The organism is Nocardioides salarius, assembly GCF_016907435.1.
Lineage (GTDB): Bacteria > Actinomycetota > Actinomycetes > Propionibacteriales > Nocardioidaceae > Nocardioides > Nocardioides salarius.
This window is the reverse complement of sequence record NZ_JAFBBZ010000001.1, coordinates 861,505-877,650: the sequence shown is the minus strand read 5'-3', so window position 1 is coordinate 877,650 and position 16,146 is coordinate 861,505. Positions and strand designations below refer to the sequence as shown.

Annotated in this window: 13 protein-coding genes; 11 read left to right on the top strand and 2 right to left on the bottom strand. The window is 74.8% G+C overall.

Annotation, left to right across the window (positions count from 1 at the left end):
- Positions 1–59: 59 nt before the first annotated feature.
- Complete coding sequence (locus JOE61_RS04260; RefSeq protein ID WP_193667842.1) at positions 60–824, bottom strand: DUF4190 domain-containing protein; 765 nt, start codon at positions 822–824, stop codon at positions 60–62.
- Positions 821–2,026 carry an MFS transporter gene (locus JOE61_RS04255; RefSeq protein ID WP_307822803.1) on the bottom strand — a complete coding sequence of 402 codons (1,206 nt, stop codon included), beginning with the start codon at positions 2,024–2,026 and terminating at the stop codon, positions 821–823. Before JOE61_RS04255 ends, JOE61_RS04260 begins: the two co-directional genes overlap by 4 nt.
- A 174-nt stretch (positions 2,027–2,200) precedes the next feature.
- On the opposite strand from JOE61_RS04255, the gene JOE61_RS04250 reads away from it, so the two are divergent.
- The 11 genes from JOE61_RS04250 to JOE61_RS04200 all read left to right on the top strand — a co-directional run bounded on the left by JOE61_RS04250 (position 2,201) and on the right by JOE61_RS04200 (position 16,129).
- The gene (locus tag JOE61_RS04250) at positions 2,201–3,397 is read left to right on the top strand and encodes a winged helix DNA-binding domain-containing protein (protein WP_193667843.1); all 1,197 of its coding nucleotides are present in this window, start codon (positions 2,201–2,203) and stop codon (positions 3,395–3,397) included.
- Positions 3,390–4,103 (top strand): TIGR03936 family radical SAM-associated protein, encoded by a 714-nt coding sequence (locus JOE61_RS04245; protein ID WP_193667844.1) that lies wholly within the window; start codon positions 3,390–3,392, stop codon positions 4,101–4,103. The genes JOE61_RS04250 and JOE61_RS04245 overlap by 8 nt, the downstream gene beginning before the upstream one ends.
- A 387-nt stretch (positions 4,104–4,490) precedes the next feature.
- Positions 4,491–8,183, top strand: coding sequence for an Rne/Rng family ribonuclease (locus JOE61_RS22045; protein ID WP_193667845.1), 3,693 nt, complete (start codon positions 4,491–4,493; stop codon positions 8,181–8,183).
- Positions 8,184–8,381: 198 nt separating this feature from the next.
- The gene (gene rplU / locus JOE61_RS04235; protein ID WP_179615856.1) at positions 8,382–8,684 is read left to right on the top strand and encodes a 50S ribosomal protein L21; all 303 of its coding nucleotides are present in this window, start codon (positions 8,382–8,384) and stop codon (positions 8,682–8,684) included.
- Positions 8,685–8,744: 60 nt separating this feature from the next.
- The gene (gene rpmA / locus JOE61_RS04230; protein ID WP_179615857.1) at positions 8,745–8,999 is read left to right on the top strand and encodes a 50S ribosomal protein L27; all 255 of its coding nucleotides are present in this window, start codon (positions 8,745–8,747) and stop codon (positions 8,997–8,999) included.
- 135 nt (positions 9,000–9,134) lie between these two features.
- Positions 9,135–10,709: a GTPase ObgE gene (obgE, locus tag JOE61_RS04225; RefSeq protein ID WP_193667846.1), complete on the top strand. Its 1,575-nt coding sequence runs from the start codon at positions 9,135–9,137 to the stop codon at positions 10,707–10,709.
- Positions 10,710–10,716: 7 nt separating this feature from the next.
- Positions 10,717–11,832, top strand: coding sequence for a glutamate 5-kinase (proB, locus tag JOE61_RS04220; RefSeq protein ID WP_193667847.1), 1,116 nt, complete (start codon positions 10,717–10,719; stop codon positions 11,830–11,832).
- 1 nt (position 11,833) lies between these two features.
- The gene (locus tag JOE61_RS04215; protein WP_193667848.1) at positions 11,834–12,835 is read left to right on the top strand and encodes an endonuclease/exonuclease/phosphatase family protein; all 1,002 of its coding nucleotides are present in this window, start codon (positions 11,834–11,836) and stop codon (positions 12,833–12,835) included.
- On the top strand, positions 12,832–14,016 hold the full coding sequence (locus tag JOE61_RS04210) for a cysteine desulfurase family protein (protein WP_193667849.1): 1,185 nt from the start codon (positions 12,832–12,834) through the stop codon (positions 14,014–14,016). Before JOE61_RS04215 ends, JOE61_RS04210 begins: the two co-directional genes overlap by 4 nt.
- Positions 14,016–15,119 (top strand): tRNA 2-thiouridine(34) synthase MnmA, encoded by a 1,104-nt coding sequence (mnmA, locus tag JOE61_RS04205; RefSeq protein ID WP_193667850.1) that lies wholly within the window; start codon positions 14,016–14,018, stop codon positions 15,117–15,119. The genes JOE61_RS04210 and mnmA overlap by 1 nt, the downstream gene beginning before the upstream one ends.
- A complete protein-coding gene (locus JOE61_RS04200) occupies positions 15,116–16,129 on the top strand; it encodes a uroporphyrinogen decarboxylase/cobalamine-independent methonine synthase family protein (RefSeq protein WP_193667851.1) in 1,014 nt (337 codons plus the stop codon). The genes mnmA and JOE61_RS04200 overlap by 4 nt, the downstream gene beginning before the upstream one ends.
- Positions 16,130–16,146: the final 17 nt, after the last annotated feature.

Genomic DNA, 16,146 nt, shown 5'->3' with positions numbered 1-16,146 from the left:
GCCCGGACTTCGTGCCGACCCGGCCTGAACTTCGCGCCGACCCGGCCCGGATCCTCGTCTCAGTCGAGCAGCGGCTCGTCGAGGGGCGAGCCGTCGGCGTTGTAGAGGATGCAGGCGACCTGGTCGCCGGCGTCGGGCTCGGCCGCGTCGGTGATCGTCAGCACCTCGATGCCGGGGCCGACCAGGGCGAACAGCTCAGGGTCGTCGAGCACCAGGCTCTGGCAGATCTCGCCGACCGGCGAGGCGTCGTACGCCGCGGCCTGCTCGGCGTCGAGGGTCAGCGTCCCCACGACCTCGGCGTCGTGCTCGTCGGTGCAGCTCTCGATGGTCATCAGCCCGAAGCCCTCGTCCTCGACGTCGGGGTCGACCAGGTTGTCGGCGCTGATGCAGTCGCCGACCGCGAGGTCGTTGACGTCCTTGAACGTGTTGAGGCCCAGCACCACCGCCACGACCAGCAGCGCCACCGTGGCCAGCATGACCGCCGTGCTGATCACGATGCCGGCGATGGCCATGCCCCGACCGTGGTCACGCCCGTCCTTGCTGCGCCCGAGCACGATCACGCCGAGCACGATCGAGGCGATCGCGGCCACGAAGGGCACGCAGAACAGCAGCGACAGCGCCAGCGAGGTGATCGCCATCGCCTTCGACGGCGGCGCCTCCTGTCGCGGGTCGCCACCCCCGGGGAACGCCTGCCCGTAGGGGTGGCCTCCTGCGGGCGGGTAGCCCTGCCCGTACGCCGGCTGCTGGGGCTGCTGGGGCTGCTGCCCGTACGGCGGCGGCGGGTAGCCCTGGTCCTCGGGACCCTCGGGCGGTGTGCTGCTCATGTGCGTGGGCTCCTTCGTGCGGCGTGCTGCTCGATCTCGTCCTCGAGCACCAGCGGGCGGGACAGCCAGGTGGCCAGACCCAGCATGGGTACCACGAGGACCAGCAGCAGGATCAGTGGAATCGTCCAGTCGCCGGTCGCGTCGTAGAGCAGGCCCACCACGAAGGGACCGGTCGCGGCCAGCAGGTAGCCGGCGGACTGGGTGAAGGCCGACAGCGCCGCGGTGCCCTCGGCGGTGCGGGCGCGCAGCCCGATCAGGGTGAGGATGAGCGGGAAGGTGCAGGCACCGATCCCCGCCAGCAGCGCCCAGAGCACGGCCGGCCCGGCCGGAGCGACCAGCAGGCCGACGTACGCCACGGGGTAGCAGGCGATGACCGGCACCAGCACCCGCAGCTGGTGCTGCGAGCGGGCCAGCAGCCGCGGCAGCAGCCACGAGAGCGGGATGCTCACCCCGGCCAGCAGCCCCACGAGGGCACCCGCGGTGGCGGGGGAGTAGCCGGCGTCGCGCCACAGCTGGGCGAACCAGCCGAACATCACGTAGGCGTGCAGCGACTGCACGCCGAAGAAGATCGCCATCGCGCGGCCCAGCCGGGTGCGGGCCACCTGCCCGACGGTGATGGGGCCGCCGGGGGTCGGGGCCACCCGGTCGTGGCGCGCCAGCAGCACCCAGGGCAGCAGCGCGAGCCCGGCGAGCACCGCCCACGCCCCCAGGCCGCCGCGCCAGCCGCCGAGGGCCTCGGAGAGCGGCACGGTCAGCACCAGTGCCGAGGTGAGCCCGATGGCCAGCGCCGTGGAGTAGACGGCCGTGACCGCACCGATGCGCTCGGGTGCGTGCCGCTTGACCAGGGAGGGCATCAGCACGTTGGCCATCGCCATGCCGGCCACCGCCAGCAGCGACAGGGCCAGGAAGGCGAGGTCGGAGCCGGTCGCGGCACGCCCCGCGAGCCCGGCGACCACCGCGACGAGGGCGGCCAGCGTCACCCGGTGCAGCCCGACGCTGGCCGCAGCGCGCGGGGCCAGGGCGCCGAAGACCGCGAAGGCCAGCACCGGCAGCGTGGTGAGCAGCGAGGCCTCGGCCGCCGACATCGCCAGCCCCGAGCGCACCTCGGCCAGCACCGGACCGACGCTGACGGCCGCCGGCCGCAGGTTGAGCGACAGCAGGACGAGACCGACCAGGAACAACCATCCACCACGACGAGACACCCGAGGATGGTCCCACTCGTCGTACCACCCGCTGGGTCGGGGCGTCCACGGGCCCGGACTTGTCGGCCTTCTCCTGCGCTTGATGGGTGCTGCAACCCCTGACAAGCGCAGGAGTCCCCGGCCGGCCGGGGACTCCTGCAGCGGATGTCGGCACCCCGCTGCAGGATGGGGGCCATGCGGGAGGTGAGCGTGGGGGAGCGGCGGGCGAGGCTGGCGCGCCGGCAGGCGGTCGCCCCCGCCCACCGGGTCGGCGACGCGGTGGGCGCGACCAGGGCCGTGGTGGCGCTGCACGCCACCGAGCCGGCCACGGTGCACCTCTCGGTGCAGGCACGGGTCGACGACGCGGCGCCGGGCGCGGGCGGCCTCGACCACGCGCTGCACGTCGACCGCAGCCTGGTGCGCCAGCTGGCGATGCGCCGCACCCTGTTCGTGTTCCCGCTCGACCTCCTGGGCGCCGCCTGGGGCAGCGCGGCGGCCCGGGTCGCGCAGAGCGAGGGCGCCCGGCTGGTCAAGGACCTCACCGCCACCGGCGAGGTCGCCGACCCCGCCCGGTGGCTGGAGCGGGTCCGGGCCGGGGTGCTGGAGGTGCTGGGCTCGGAGCCGGGAGGGCTCACCGCGCTCGAGCTGCGCTCCAGCGTGCCCGGCCTCGAGGTGCGCCTGGCTGCCGGCGGGGCGACGTACGCCGGCAGCCGGGTGCTGACCTGGCTCGGCGCGCGCGGCGAGGTCGTGCGGGGCCACAGCACCACCCACTGGCGCCAGTCGCGCCCGCGCTGGACCCTGGCCGAGCACTGGCTGGGGGAGCCTCCCGCGGCCCTGGCACCCGCCGAGGGCTACGCCGCGCTGGTGCGCCGTTGGCTCGAGCGCTTCGGCCCGGCCACCGAGGCCGACCTGGTGTGGTGGCTGGGCGCGACCAAGGGGGCGGTGCGTGCCGCGCTGGGCGCCGTCGGGGCCCGCGAGGTCGACCTCGAGGGTGGCGGGCCGGGCCACCTGCTGCCCGACGACCTCGAGGAGGAACCGCCCGTGGAGCCGTGGGCGGCGCTGCTGCCGGTGCTGGACCCGACGGTGATGGGCTGGAAGCAGCGCGACTTCTACCTGTCCGAGCACGCGGCGGTGGTCTTCGACCGCAACGGCAACGCCGGCACCACCGCCTGGTGGGACGGGCGCGTGGTGGGCTGCTGGGTGCAGGATCCCGACGGCGTCGTCGAGGTGCGGGTGCTCGACGACGTCGGCCGCGAGGCCCGGGCCCGGCTGGGCGAGGAGGCCGCCCGGCTCACCCGGTGGCTCGCCGGTCAGCGGGTCGGCACCGTCTACCCCTCGCCGGCGATGCGGGCCGACCCCGGTGACCTCACCTACCCTGTCGTGCGTGCGTGACCAGCCCGAGCAGCAAGCCCCGCCCGTCCAGCGGCTCCGCATCCGCTATGCCAAGAGGGGGCGGCTGCGCTTCACCAGCCACCGCGACTTCTCGCGCGCCTTCGAGCGCGCGGTGTTCCGCGCGCGGGTGCCGATGGCCTACTCCTCGGGCTTCAACCCGCACCCGCGCATCTCGTACGCCGGTGCCGCACCGACCGGCTCGGCCAGCGAGGCGGAGTACCTCGAGATCGGCCTGGCCCAGGTGGTCGACCTGGCCGACATCCACGCCGAGCTCGCCGAGGCGCTGCCCACCGGCCTCGACGTGCTCGAGGTGGTGGAGTCGCCGGGCGGCTCGCTGGCCGACCGGCTCGAGGCCAGCCGCTGGCGCCTCGACATCGAGGCGCTCCCCGAGGAGTCGGCGGCCGCGGTCAGCACCTTCCTGGCCACCGAGTCGGTGCTGGTGGAGCGGATGATGAAGAAGGGGCTGCGCGAGTTCGACTGCCGCGCGCCGGTGGTCTCCCTCAGCAGCTCCCCGCGCGAGCAGGGCTCCTCCCTCGACCTGGTGCTGCGCCACGGGGTGCCGTCGGTGCGCCCCGACGACGTGCTGCGCGGCCTGGCCGCCGTGGCGGGCCTCGAGGCCGGGCGGGCGCCGCTGCTGACGCGCCTGGCCCAGGGGCCGTTGGAGCAGGACGGGAGCGTCGGCGACCCGCTGGCCACGTCGACATGACGACCACGGGGCCGTGGTGTGCGATACTCGCCACGGTCCCCGACCTGCGGTCGTACCCGACGAGGGCGCACTCCAGCGCCCGCCCTGACGGCACAGCTGCGGTCGTCGACCCGACGACGTTCTCGCCGGTCCTCCCAGCAGGAGGGCGGCACACCAGGGAACCGGTCGTCGCCAGACCGCGACGCGGCAGGCAGGCCCGGTGACAGCGAGTCAGCCACCTCCATCCGGAGGAGAGCCCGGCGACCGCGGAAGGTGATGGCCGTGACCGTGGTGACGCGCACGCGGAGGGTGTCGTCGCCACCGAAGGCTTTGCGTCGCGACCGCGCTGCGGACGACGACGTCTGACGAGTCCGGCACCCGCTGGCGTGCCGGGCAGAGGAGCACCACATGCCCGACGAGACCCAGGTCGGCCAGGAGCCGACCACCTCGAAGGAAGCACCCGCCGAGGCCGCCGCCCCGACGGTGACCACCACGACGCGCACCCGCAAGAGCGCCGCCAAGAAGGCGCCCGCGAAGAAGGCGCCGGCCAAGAAGGCCGAGAAGGCCGAGCAGGCCGACCCCGAGGGCGGGCCCGACAGCGCCGTGGAGGCACCGCCGGCCAAGAAGACGCCGGCGAAGCGCACCACCAAGAAGGCGGCCAGCGCGCAGGCGCCGGCCGACGAGCAGCTCGAGCTCGGCGAGGCCGCCACCCAGGCGCCGGCCAAGAAGAGCGCGGCGAAGAAGACCGCGGCCAAGAAGGCGCCGGCCAAGAAGACCGCCGCCAAGCGGACCAGCGCGAAGAAGCCGGCCGAGGCCACCGAGGCAGCTGCAGCCGGCGAGGCCGCCGCGTCGACCGAGGCTGCCGCTGCCGACAAGCCGGTCGTCAAGCGCACCACCCGTCGCTCGACGACGGCGAAGGTGGCGGCCCCGGCCGGCGAGGGCGTCCAGAGCGCCGAGAACGCCGAGAACGCCAAGAGCGCCGAGAACGCCAAGAGCGCCGAGACCACCGAGACCACCGGGACCACCGGGACCGCCAGCGTCGCGCCGGTCTTCCAGGCGCCGACCGTCACCACCACGACGCGCACCCGCAGCGCCCGCAAGGCCACGACGGCCAAGGCCGCCGAGCCCGTCGCCGCGACGCCGGTCGAGGTCGAGGACGCCGCCGAGACCGAGGAGGTCGACGAGGCCGCGACCGAGGAGTCGAGCGCCACCACGCGCACGACCACCACGACGACCACGCGGCGCAGCCGCTCGTCGGCCCGCGCCGCGCGCACCGACGACTCGGCCGACGACACCACCGGCGGCACCGCCGGTGACACCGACACCACCGACGAGACCGCCGACGAGAAGTCCGACGGGCAGCCGCGCGGTGAGAAGCCCGCGACCCGGACCCGGACCCGTCGCGCCGCCGAGGCCGACGACGACAGCGCCGCCGGTGACGACGACGACAACGACGACGACAGCGACAACGACGACGAGGGCCAGGGCTCCGGCACCGGGCGTCGTCGCCGCCGTCGCGGCGGGCGCCGTCGCCGCAGGTCCGGCGAGGGTGGCGGCGACAACGCCCAGAACGGCCAGGACGACCAGCAGGACGACCAGCAGGCCGACCAGCAGGCCGGCGGCCAGGGCAGGGGCGGCCAGGGCCAGGGCGGCCAGGGCCAGGGCGGCCAGGACAAGGGCGGCCAGGGCGGCCAGCGCGGCGGCGGCCGCGGCAAGGCCGGCGACGCCGAGCAGGACTCGGGCGACGACACGGCCGGCGACGACACCGAGAGCAGGAAGGGCGGCGGCCAGAACGGCCAGAACGGCGGCCAGAACGGTGGCCAGGACGGCGAGGAGGGCGGCAGCAGCAGCTCGCGCCGTCGCCGGCGCCGGCGCCGCTCGGGCGACGACGGTGGCGAGGGCGGCGACGACCCGAGCAACACCGTCACCCGGGTGCGCAGCTCGCGCACCGGCGACGACCAGATCACCGCGGTCTCCGGCTCGACCCGCCTCGAGGCCAAGAAGCAGCGCCGCCGCGAGGGCCGTGAGGCCGGTCGCCGCCGCGCCCCGATCGCCAGCGAGGCCGAGTTCCTGGCCCGCCGCGAGGCCGTCGACCGGGTCATGGTGATCCGCCAGCGCGACGACCTCACCCAGATCGGCGTCCTCGAGGACAAGGTGCTCGTCGAGCACTACGTGGCCCGCGAGTCGCAGACCTCCCTGATCGGCAACGTCTACCTCGGCCGGGTCCAGAACGTGCTGCCCTCGATGGAGGCCGCCTTCATCGACATCGGCAAGGGCCGCAACGCGGTCCTGTACGCCGGCGAGGTCAACTGGTCGGCGCTGGGCCACAAGGAGGGCCAGCCGCGCAAGATCGAGTCGGTGCTCTCCTCGGGCCAGTCGGTGCTGGTGCAGGTCACCAAGGACCCCATCGGCCACAAGGGCGCCCGCCTGACGAGCCAGGTCAGCCTGGCCGGCCGCTTCCTGGTCTACGTGCCCGACGGCACCACCAGCGGCATCTCGCGCAAGCTGCCCGACACCGAGCGGGCGCGGCTCAAGGCGCTGCTCAAGGAGATCGTCCCCGACAGCGCCGGCGTGATCGTGCGCACCGCGGCCGAGGGGGCCAGCGAGGACGAGCTGACCCGCGACGTCGAGCGGCTCAAGGCGCGCTGGGAGGACATCGAGAAGAAGACCAAGGGCAACGGGCCTCAGCTGCTCTACGGCGAGCCCGACCTGACCCTCAAGGTGGTGCGCGACCTCTTCACCGAGGACTTCTCGCAGCTGGTCATCGACGGCGACGAGGCGTGGGAGACCGTGCAGAGCTACGTCAGCCACGTCGCGCCGGACCTCGAGGAGCGCCTGCAGCGCTTCGAGCCCGCCACCGAGGGCAAGAACGCGGGCAAGGACGTCTTCGCCGCCTACCGGGTCGACGAGCAGATCGCCAAGGGCCTGGACCGCAAGGTCTGGCTGCCCTCGGGCGGCTCCCTGGTGATCGACCGGACCGAGGCGATGACCGTCGTCGACGTCAACACCGGCAAGTTCACCGGCTCGGGGGGCAACCTCGAGGAGACGGTGACCAAGAACAACCTCGAGGCGGCCGAGGAGATCGTGCGCCAGCTGCGGCTGCGCGACATCGGCGGCATCATCGTCGTCGACTTCATCGACATGGTGCTGGAGTCGAACCGCGACCTGGTGCTGCGGCGCATGGTCGAGTGCCTGGGCCGGGACCGCACCCGTCACCAGGTCGCCGAGGTCACCTCGCTGGGCCTGGTGCAGATGACCCGCAAGCGGATCGGCACCGGCTTGCTCGAGGCCTTCAGCGAGCCGTGCCAGCACTGCCAGGGCCGCGGCATCGTCACCCACGACCACCCGATCGAGCCCAAGAACGGCGGTGACGACGAGGGTCGTCGCAGCGGCGGCCGACGCGGCGGCAAGGGCGGCAAGGGCGGCGACGACTCCGGCAACCAGGGCAACCAGCAGGGCAACCAGCAGGGCAACCAGCAGGGCGGCGGCAAGGGCGGCGGCCGGGGCCGGGGAGGCTCCGGTGGCGAGGACTCCTCGCCCGCCAAGGCCCCCTCGCCCAAGGACGTGGCAGCGATGGCGCGGCACGAGAACGCCGAGAGCCCCGACAGCCCGGACAGCCCCGAGGCCGCGGAGCAGCACCCCGAGCCCAAGCAGCCGGAGCCCAAGCAGCCGGAGCAGAAGCAGCCCGAGCCCGAGCAGCCCGAGCCCGAGCAGCCCGAGCCTGAGCAGGCCCCCGAGCAGCCCAAAGGAGCCGAGCCGCAGCCCGCTGCGCCGGTTGAGGAGGGTGCTGGGCAGGTCGAGCCGGCGCCGGCCGCCGGCACCCGGGTCGTGACCCGGACCCGCCGTCGTGCGGCGACCCGCCCCGCGGGGCAGCCGACCACGGCGGGGGAGCCGGTGGTGATGTCGGCGCCCGCGACGACGGCGCCTGCCGCGCAGGCACCGGACGCCACCGAGGCCGCACCGTCCCAGGCGCCCAAGGTGGTCACCCGGACCCGTGGGCGCGCCGCCAGCGCCCCGGCGGCTGCGCCCGAGGCAGCAGGGAGCGGCGAGGCCGACAGCGTCGCCCACGTGCCCGTCAAGAAGGGCGCGCGCAAGCGCTGAGGACGCCGGTGCCGGGCAGGAGCGGGCTCACGTTTTGCTCCTGTCCGGCCCCGTCCGTAGTATTGCCTCTCGGTGCGCCTACGCGTGCCGTCTCTGCGTGGCACCCCCACTGACGAGGCATCTCCTCGGAGGTGGCCCGCTAGCGGGTGGGCAGCCCCAGACCGAAGACACATCCAGAGTTCGACGAAGGAGACCGCGGTGTACGCGATCGTGCGCGCTGGCGCAACCCAGCAGAAGGTTGCCGTGGGCGACGTCATCGAGATCGACAAGGTCACGACGGCCGTCGGCGAGACCCTGACGCTCCCCGTCCTCATGGCTGTCGACGGTGAGAAGGTCACGGCCAACGGCCTCGACAAGGCCGCGGTGACCGTCGAGGTCCTCGGCGCCACCAAGGGCCCCAAGATCATCATCCAGAAGTACAAGAACAAGACCGGCTACAAGAAGCGCCAGGGTCACCGCCAGAAGTACACCCAGGTCAAGGTCACCGACATCTCGCTCTGAGCCCCGGCTCGAGCCTGCTGCAGGCCCTCCCCGAACGAATCCAGGACTAAGGAACACGACATGGCACACAAGAAGGGTGCGGCGTCCACCAAGAACGGCCGCGACTCCAACTCCCAGCGCCTCGGCGTCAAGCGCTTCGGCGGCCAGCTCGTCAACGCCGGCGAGATCATCGTGCGCCAGCGTGGTACCCACTTCCACCCGGGTTCCAACGTGGGCCGCGGTGGCGACGACACCCTGTTCGCCCTGGAGGCCGGCGCCGTCGAGTTCGGCACCCGCCGCGGCCGCAAGGTCGTCAACATCGTCCCGGGCGAGTGACCTGAGGCGACCACGTCTGCGCCGGTCCTGACCGGCAGCTGTCCAGGAGGGCGCCCCCACCCGGGGCGCCCTTCGGCATTTCCGCACCACCCTGAGCACCACCTGAGCACCACCCCAGCCCCGAGGAGCACCCCCATGGCCGTCCCCACCTTCGTGGACCGCGTCACGCTGCACGTCAGCGCCGGCCGCGGCGGCAACGGCGTCGCCTCGGTGCACCGCGAGAAGTTCAAGCCGCTCGGCGGCCCCGACGGCGGCAACGGCGGCCCCGGCGGCTCGGTGGTCCTGCGCGTCGACACCGACGTCACCACGCTCCTGGACTACCACCACAGCCCCAAGCGCCGGGCCGAGCACGGCGGGCACGGCGCCGGCGACCACCGCAACGGTGGCCACGGCTCCGACCTGGTGCTGCCCGTGCCCGAGGGCACCGTGGTCAGCGACCAGCAGGGCAACGTGCTGGCCGACATGGTCGGGCCCGGCACCGAGCTGGTCATCGCCCAGGGCGGACGCGGCGGCCTCGGCAACGCCGCGCTGGCCTCCTCCAAGCGCAAGGCCCCGGGGTTCGCGCTCCTCGGCGAGCCCGGCGACGAGCTCGAGATCGTCCTCGAGCTCAAGGTGGTCGCCGACATCGGGCTGGTGGGCTTCCCCAGCGCCGGCAAGTCGAGCCTGATCGCGGCGATCTCGCGGGCCCGGCCCAAGATCGCCAACTACCCCTTCACCACGCTGGTGCCCAACCTCGGCGTGGTCACCGCGGGTGACCTGACCTTCACCGTGGCCGACGTGCCCGGGCTGATCGAGGGCGCGAGCGAGGGCCGCGGCCTGGGCCACGACTTCCTGCGCCACGTCGAGCGCTGCGCGGCGATCGTGCACGTCATCGACACCGCCTCCATCGAGCCGGGCCGCAACCCCGTCGACGACCTCGACGTGATCGAGAACGAGCTCGCGCGCTACGGCGGGCTCGAGGACCGCCCGCGCCTGGTGGCGCTGAACAAGGTCGACGTGCCCGACGGGCGCGACCTGTCCGACATCACCATCGACGAGCTGCGCGAGCGCGGCCTGCAGGTCTTCCCGATCTCGGCCGCCTCCGGCGAGGGGCTGCGACAGCTGACCTTCGCGATGGGTGAGATCGTGGCCGCGGCGCGCGCCGAGAAGGAGGTCGTCGAGGCCCAGCGCATCGTGCTGCGACCGCCCAGCGCCGACGGCGGCGACGACTTCACCATCAAGGAGACCGGCGAGGGCTGGCGGGTGCGTGGCACCAAGCCCGAGCGCTGGGTGCGCCAGACCGACTTCAGCAACGACGAGGCCGTCGGCTTCCTCGCCGACCGCTTCAACCGCCTGGGCATCGAGGAGCGGCTCGTGCGGATGGGCGCCGTCGAGGGCGACACCGTGCTCATCGGGCACCCCGACAACGCCGTGGTCTTCGACTTCCAGCCCGGCATCGAGGCCGGCGCCGAGATGCTCGGGCGTCGCGGTGAGGACCAGCGCTTCGACGACTCCCGCCCCGCCGCCAGGCGCCGCCGCGAGATCGACGAGGCGATGGAGGGGCGCGAGGAGAACGAGACCCGTGCCGACGTGGCCCGCCGTCTCGACACCCCCAGCCCCGTGAAGCAGAAGCGCGGCGGCTCGAGCGGCCCGACGTCGTACGAGATCGGCACGCCCTCGGACCCCGACTGGGAAGAGTCGGACCCCGGCACGGGCCAGGACCGCGAGTGACGTCGCGATGAGCCTGCGCCCCGAGGTCACCGGGGCCCGGCGTGTCGTCGTCAAGGTGGGCTCCTCGTCGCTGACCACCGCCGCCGGCGGGATCGATCCCGACCGGCTGCGGGCGCTGGTCGACGTGCTCGGCGCCGCGCGCGAGCGGGGCGTCGAGGTGGTGCTGGTCTCCTCGGGGGCCATCGCCGCCGGGCTGGCGCCCCTCGGGCTGCGCCGGCGCCCCTCGGGCCTGGCCGCCCAGCAGGCCGCCGCCTCGGTGGGCCAGGGGCTGCTGGTGCACCGCTACACCGAGGAGCTGCGCCGCCACGGGTTGATCGCCGGGCAGGTGCTGCTCACCGTCGACGACGTCACCCGGCGCGCGCACTACCGCAACGCCTCGCAGACCTTCACCCAGCTGCTCGACCTGGGGGTGCTGCCCATCGTCAACGAGAACGACACCGTCGCGACCTCCGAGATCCGCTTCGGCGACAACGACCGGCTCGCCGCGCTGGTGGCCCACCTGGTGCACGCCGACCTGCTGATGCTGCTCTCCGACGTCGACGGCCTGTACGACGCCGACCCGCGCACCCCGGGCAGCCGGCTGCTCGCCGACGTCCACGGCCTCGACGACCTCGACGGCGTGCGCATCGGTCGCACCGGGGCCGCGGGCCTGGGCACCGGGGGCATGGAGACCAAGGTGCAGGCCGCCCGCATCGCCACCGGCGCCGGCATCCCGGTGGTGCTCACGGCCGCCGACCGGGCCGCCGCGGCCCTGGCCGGCGAGCCCGCCGGCACCCTGTTCCACCCCACCGGCAAGCGCCGACCCAAGCGGCTGCTGTGGCTGGCGCACGCGACCGAGCCGCTGGGCACCCTGCACCTCGACGAGGGGGCGGTGCGCGCGGTCGTCGAGCGGCGCGCCTCGCTTCTTGCCGCCGGCGTCACCGGGGCCAGCGGTGCCTTCCAGGCGGGCGACCCGGTCGACCTGGCCGGGCCCGACGGCGTCGCCGTCGCGCGCGGGCTGGTCAACTTCGACGCCGACGAGGTGCCCCGGCTGGTGGGGCGCACCAGCCAGGAGCTGGGCCACGAGCTCGGCGCCGGCTACGAGCGCGAGGTCGTGCACCGCGACGACCTGGTCCTGCTCTGAGATGAGCGTGCGTCGCGTCGCCTGGTGGGTGCTGCTCCTCGCGAGCCTCCTGCCCGCCCTGGGCCTGACCGTGCTGCGCCTGGGGGCCTGGGAGGCCGGCCCGGCCATCCGCCTGGTCTCGTTCACGCCGTACGCCGTCGTGGCCTACGCACTCGCCCTCCTGCTCCTCCTCGGCGTCGCCCGGCGCCGGCGCGCGGTCCTGGTCGCGGCGCTGGGCGTGGTGGCGGCGCTGGGGCTGCACGCCTCGTGGCTGGCGCCGCTGGTGACCGGGCCCCCGGTGCCGGCCGGCGCCGGGCAGGCCGCGGCCGGCGAGCGGGTCGTGGTGATGAGCAGCAACCTGCTGATGGGGCGTGCCGACACCGCCCAGGTGGTGCGGGCGGCCGTCGACGCCGACGTCGACCTGCTGGTGCTGCAGGAGGTCACGCAGCGGGCCCTGGCCGGGCTCGACCGCGCGGGCCTCGACGAGCTGCTGCCGCACCGGATCGGCTTCCCGGTCACCGGCGAGCGGCCCTTCGCCGACACGGTCGGCACCATGGTCTTCGCCCGCGAGCCGCTGGGTGAGCCGCGCCCGCTGGGCACGGTGCTGCAGTCGTGGGAGGTCGAGGCCGAGGGGCTGGTGCTGCTCGCGGTGCACCCCTCGGCGCCCACCGACCCCGAGGGCTGGGTGCGCGACCACGCGCTGCTGCGCGAGGCCGCCCGCGAGAGCGGCGCCGACCTGGTGGTCGGCGACCTCAACGCCACGCTCGACCACGCGCCGCTGCGGCGCCTGGTCGACGACGGCTACCGCGACGCCGTCGAGCAGAGCAACGGCGGCTGGCAGCCCACCTGGCCGGCCAACGGGCTCTTCGCCGGGCTGCCCGGACCCCTCGTGCAGATCGACCACGTGCTGGCCGGGCCCGGGCTGCGGGCGGACTCCGCACGCACCGTGGCGGTCGATGGCACCGACCACCGTGCGCTGCTGGTCGAGGTGCTGGTCGAGGCACGTAGGCTGGGCCGGTCATGAGCACGCCCGTCTACCTCGACCACGCAGCGACGACGCCGATGGCGCCCGCCGCGCTCGAGGCGATGGCCGCCCACCTGGCCACCGCGGCCAACCCGTCCTCGCTGCACGCCTCCGGGCGCCGGGCGCGCCGGGTGGTCGAGGAGTCCCGCGAGACGATCGCGCGGGCCCTGGGCTGCCGCCCCGGCGAGGTGGTGCTGACCTCGGGCGGCACCGAGGCCGACAACCTCGCCGTCAAGGGCATCTACTGGTCGCGCCGGGCCGCCGACCCGCGCCGCTTGCGCGTGCTGACGACCGCGGTCGAGCACCACGCCGTGCTCGACCCGCTGCACTGGCTGGCCGAGCACCACGGTGCCGAGGTCGAGCTGCTGCCCGTCGACGCCGATGGCCGCCTCGACCTCGACGCCCTGCGCGCCAGCATCGAGCGCGACCCCGCCAGCGTGGCCCTGGTCTCGGTGATGTGGGCCAACAACGAGGTCGGCACCCGCCAGCCCGTCACCGACGTCGTGGCGCTCGCGGCCGAGCACGCGGTCCCCGTGCACACCGACGCCGTGCAGGCCCTCGGCGTGCTGCCCGTCGACTTCGCCGCCTCCGGCGTCGACGCGATGACCGTGACCGGGCACAAGGTCGGCGGCCCCCACGGCGCCGGCGCCCTCGTCGTACGCCGCGAGGTCGGGGTGGTCCCGCTCGTGCACGGCGGCGGGCAGGAGCGCGACATCCGCAGCGGCACCCTCGACGCCCCCGCGATCGCCGGCTTCGCCGCCGCGGTCGAGCTGGCCGTGGCCCGCCAGCCCGAGCACGCGGCGCGGATGGCGGGCCTGCGCGAGCGGCTGGTCGCCGGCGTGCGCGAGGTCGTGCCCGACGCGGTGCTCAACGGCCCCGGCCCCGACGCCTGGGACGCCGAGCGGTTGCCCGGCAACGTGCACCTGTCCTTCCCCGGCTGCGAGGGCGACTCGCTGCTGATGCTCCTCGACGCCCGCGGCATCGAGTGCTCCACCGGCTCGGCCTGCTCGGCCGGCGTGCCGCAGGCCTCCCACGTGCTGCTGGCGATGGGCCGCGAGGACGCCGCGGCCCGCAGCTCGCTGCGCTTCTCGCTGGGCCACACCTCTACCGAGGCCGACGTGGCGGCCCTGGTCGGCGCGATCGGCGCCTGCGTCGAGCGGGCCCGCGGGGTCCGGCTCTGATGCGGGTCCTGGCCGCGATGTCGGGCGGCGTGGACTCCGCGGTCGCCGCAGCCCGCGCCGTCGAGGCCGGCCACGACGTGACCGGCATCCACCTCGCGCTCTCGCGCAACCCGGCGTCGTACCGCTCGGGCGCGCGGGGCTGCTGCACCATCGAGGACAGCAACGACGCGCGCCGCGCCGCCGACGTGATCGGCATCCCGTTCTACGTCTGGGACATGTCCGAGCGCTTCCACGAGGACGTGGTGGAGGACTTCATGGACGAGTACGCCGCCGGGCGCACCCCCAACCCGTGCCTGCGCTGCAACGAGAAGATCAAGTTCGCCGCGGTGCTCGACAAGGCGCTCGCGCTCGGCTTCGACGCGGTCGTCACCGGGCACTACGCGCAGCTGCGCACCGGTGGCGACGGGCTCGTGGAGATGCACCGCGCCCTCGACCACGGCAAGGACCAGTCCTACGTGCTCGGGGTCCTCGACCAGCGCCAGCTGCAGCACTCGCTCTTCCCGCTCGGCGGCTCGACCAAGACCGACGTGCGCGCCGAGGCGGCCGAGCGCGGCCTGTTGGTGGCCGACAAGCCCGACAGCCACGACATCTGCTTCGTCGCCGACGGCGACAACGCCGGCTGGCTGCGCGAGAAGCTGGGCGAGCGGGCTCCCAACCACGGCGGCGCCGTGGTCGACGACGCCACCGGCGAGGAGCTCGGGCGCCACGACGGCACCTACGGCTTCACCATCGGCCAGCGCAAGGGCCTGCGGATCGGCCGGCCGGCCCCCGACGGCAAGCCCCGCTTCGTGCTCGACATCGAGCCGGTCACCGGCACCGTGCGCGTGGGCCCGCGCGAGCGGCTGGCCGTGCACCGGCTGCGCGGCATCCGCCCGCGCTGGTGCGGCACCCGCCCCACCCGTCTCGAGGGCCCGGCGGTGAGCGTGCAGCTGCGCGCCCACGGTGCCGAGCTGCCGGCCCGGGTGGTCGTCGGCGGCGAGGGCGTCGACGTCGAGCTGGGCGAGCCGGCGTACGGCATCGCGCCGGGGCAGGCGGTCGTCGTCTACGACGGCAGCCGCGTCGTCGGCTCGGCCACCATCAGCGAGACCGGGGGAGAGCCATGAGCGTGCTGGCGACGGCGATCGGGTCGATGCCCGGCGACGAGACGACGGGCGCGGGCTACCGCGAGGCGGTCAAGGTCGTGCTCGACCGGCTGCCCGACCTCGCGGCCGTGCCCGAGCAGCCCGGTCGCGGCCCCGCCGCCACCATGACCGGGCGCACCCTGGCCGTCCTGGCGGGGCTCGACGTCGACCTGCAGCCCGCCGGGTGGCGCCTCACCGGGGGCTCCGGCAGCCCCGGGCTCGACCACCGCCGCACCCGCAGCCTGCTGGCCCAGGACCTCGACGCCCTCGAGGAGCTCGGCCAGGGGTACGCCGGTGTCGTGAAGCTGCAGGTCGCCGGCCCCTGGACCCTCGCCGCCACGGTGGAGAAGCCGCGCGGCGACCGCGTGCTCGGCGACCACGGGGCGCGGCGCGACCTCGCCGAGGCGCTGGCCGAGGGCCTGCGTGACCACGTGCGCGACGTGCGCCGCCGGATGCCGGCGGCGGCCTCCCTGGTCGTCCAGCTCGACGAGCCCGCGCTGGCCTCGGTGCTGGCCGCGGCGGTCCCGACCGCGTCGGGCTTCGGGCGGCACCGCGCCGTGCATCCGCCCGAGGCCTCCGCGCTGCTCGAGACGGTCATGGCAGCGGTCGTCGCCGAGGGCGCGGAGCCCTGGGTGCACTCCTGCGCGGCCGGCACCCCGCTGGCCCTCCTGCGCGGCGCCGGCGCCCGGGGGCTCCTGGTCGACGTCGACCAGCTGGGCGCCGCCGACCACGACGTGCTCGCCGAGGCGCTCGAGGCGGGCGACGCGGTCGTCCTGGGGCTGGTGCCCAGCACCGACCCCGAGGGCGCGGTCAGCGACACCGCCCTGACCCAGCGCGTCGTGCGCTGGCTCGACATGCTCGGCCTCGACCCCGCCTCGGGCCGCCTCGGCGTCTCGCCGACCTGCGGCCTGGCCGGGGCGTCGTACGACTGGTCGCGGCGGGCGCTGGCGCTGAGCCGCACCGTCGCCGACAACCTGGCGAACCTGGGGTAGCCGGCCGCATCCAGGCC

What these genes read in the sequence shown, in the direction of transcription:
- JOE61_RS04260 (WP_193667842.1), bottom strand. Translation starts at nt 824, where the DNA reads ATGAGCAGCACACCGCCCGAGGGTCCCGAGGACCAGGGCTACCCGCCG.
- JOE61_RS04250 (WP_193667843.1), top strand. Translation starts at nt 2,201, where the DNA reads ATGCGGGAGGTGAGCGTGGGGGAGCGGCGGGCGAGGCTGGCGCGCCGG.
- JOE61_RS22045 (WP_193667845.1), top strand. Translation starts at nt 4,491, where the DNA reads ATGCCCGACGAGACCCAGGTCGGCCAGGAGCCGACCACCTCGAAGGAA.
- rpmA (WP_179615857.1), top strand. Translation starts at nt 8,745, where the DNA reads ATGGCACACAAGAAGGGTGCGGCGTCCACCAAGAACGGCCGCGACTCC.
- obgE (WP_193667846.1), top strand. Translation starts at nt 9,135, where the DNA reads ATGGCCGTCCCCACCTTCGTGGACCGCGTCACGCTGCACGTCAGCGCC.
- proB (WP_193667847.1), top strand. Translation starts at nt 10,717, where the DNA reads ATGAGCCTGCGCCCCGAGGTCACCGGGGCCCGGCGTGTCGTCGTCAAG.
- JOE61_RS04215 (WP_193667848.1), top strand. Translation starts at nt 11,834, where the DNA reads ATGAGCGTGCGTCGCGTCGCCTGGTGGGTGCTGCTCCTCGCGAGCCTC.
- JOE61_RS04210 (WP_193667849.1), top strand. Translation starts at nt 12,832, where the DNA reads ATGAGCACGCCCGTCTACCTCGACCACGCAGCGACGACGCCGATGGCG.
- mnmA (WP_193667850.1), top strand. Translation starts at nt 14,016, where the DNA reads ATGCGGGTCCTGGCCGCGATGTCGGGCGGCGTGGACTCCGCGGTCGCC.
- JOE61_RS04200 (WP_193667851.1), top strand. Translation starts at nt 15,116, where the DNA reads ATGAGCGTGCTGGCGACGGCGATCGGGTCGATGCCCGGCGACGAGACG.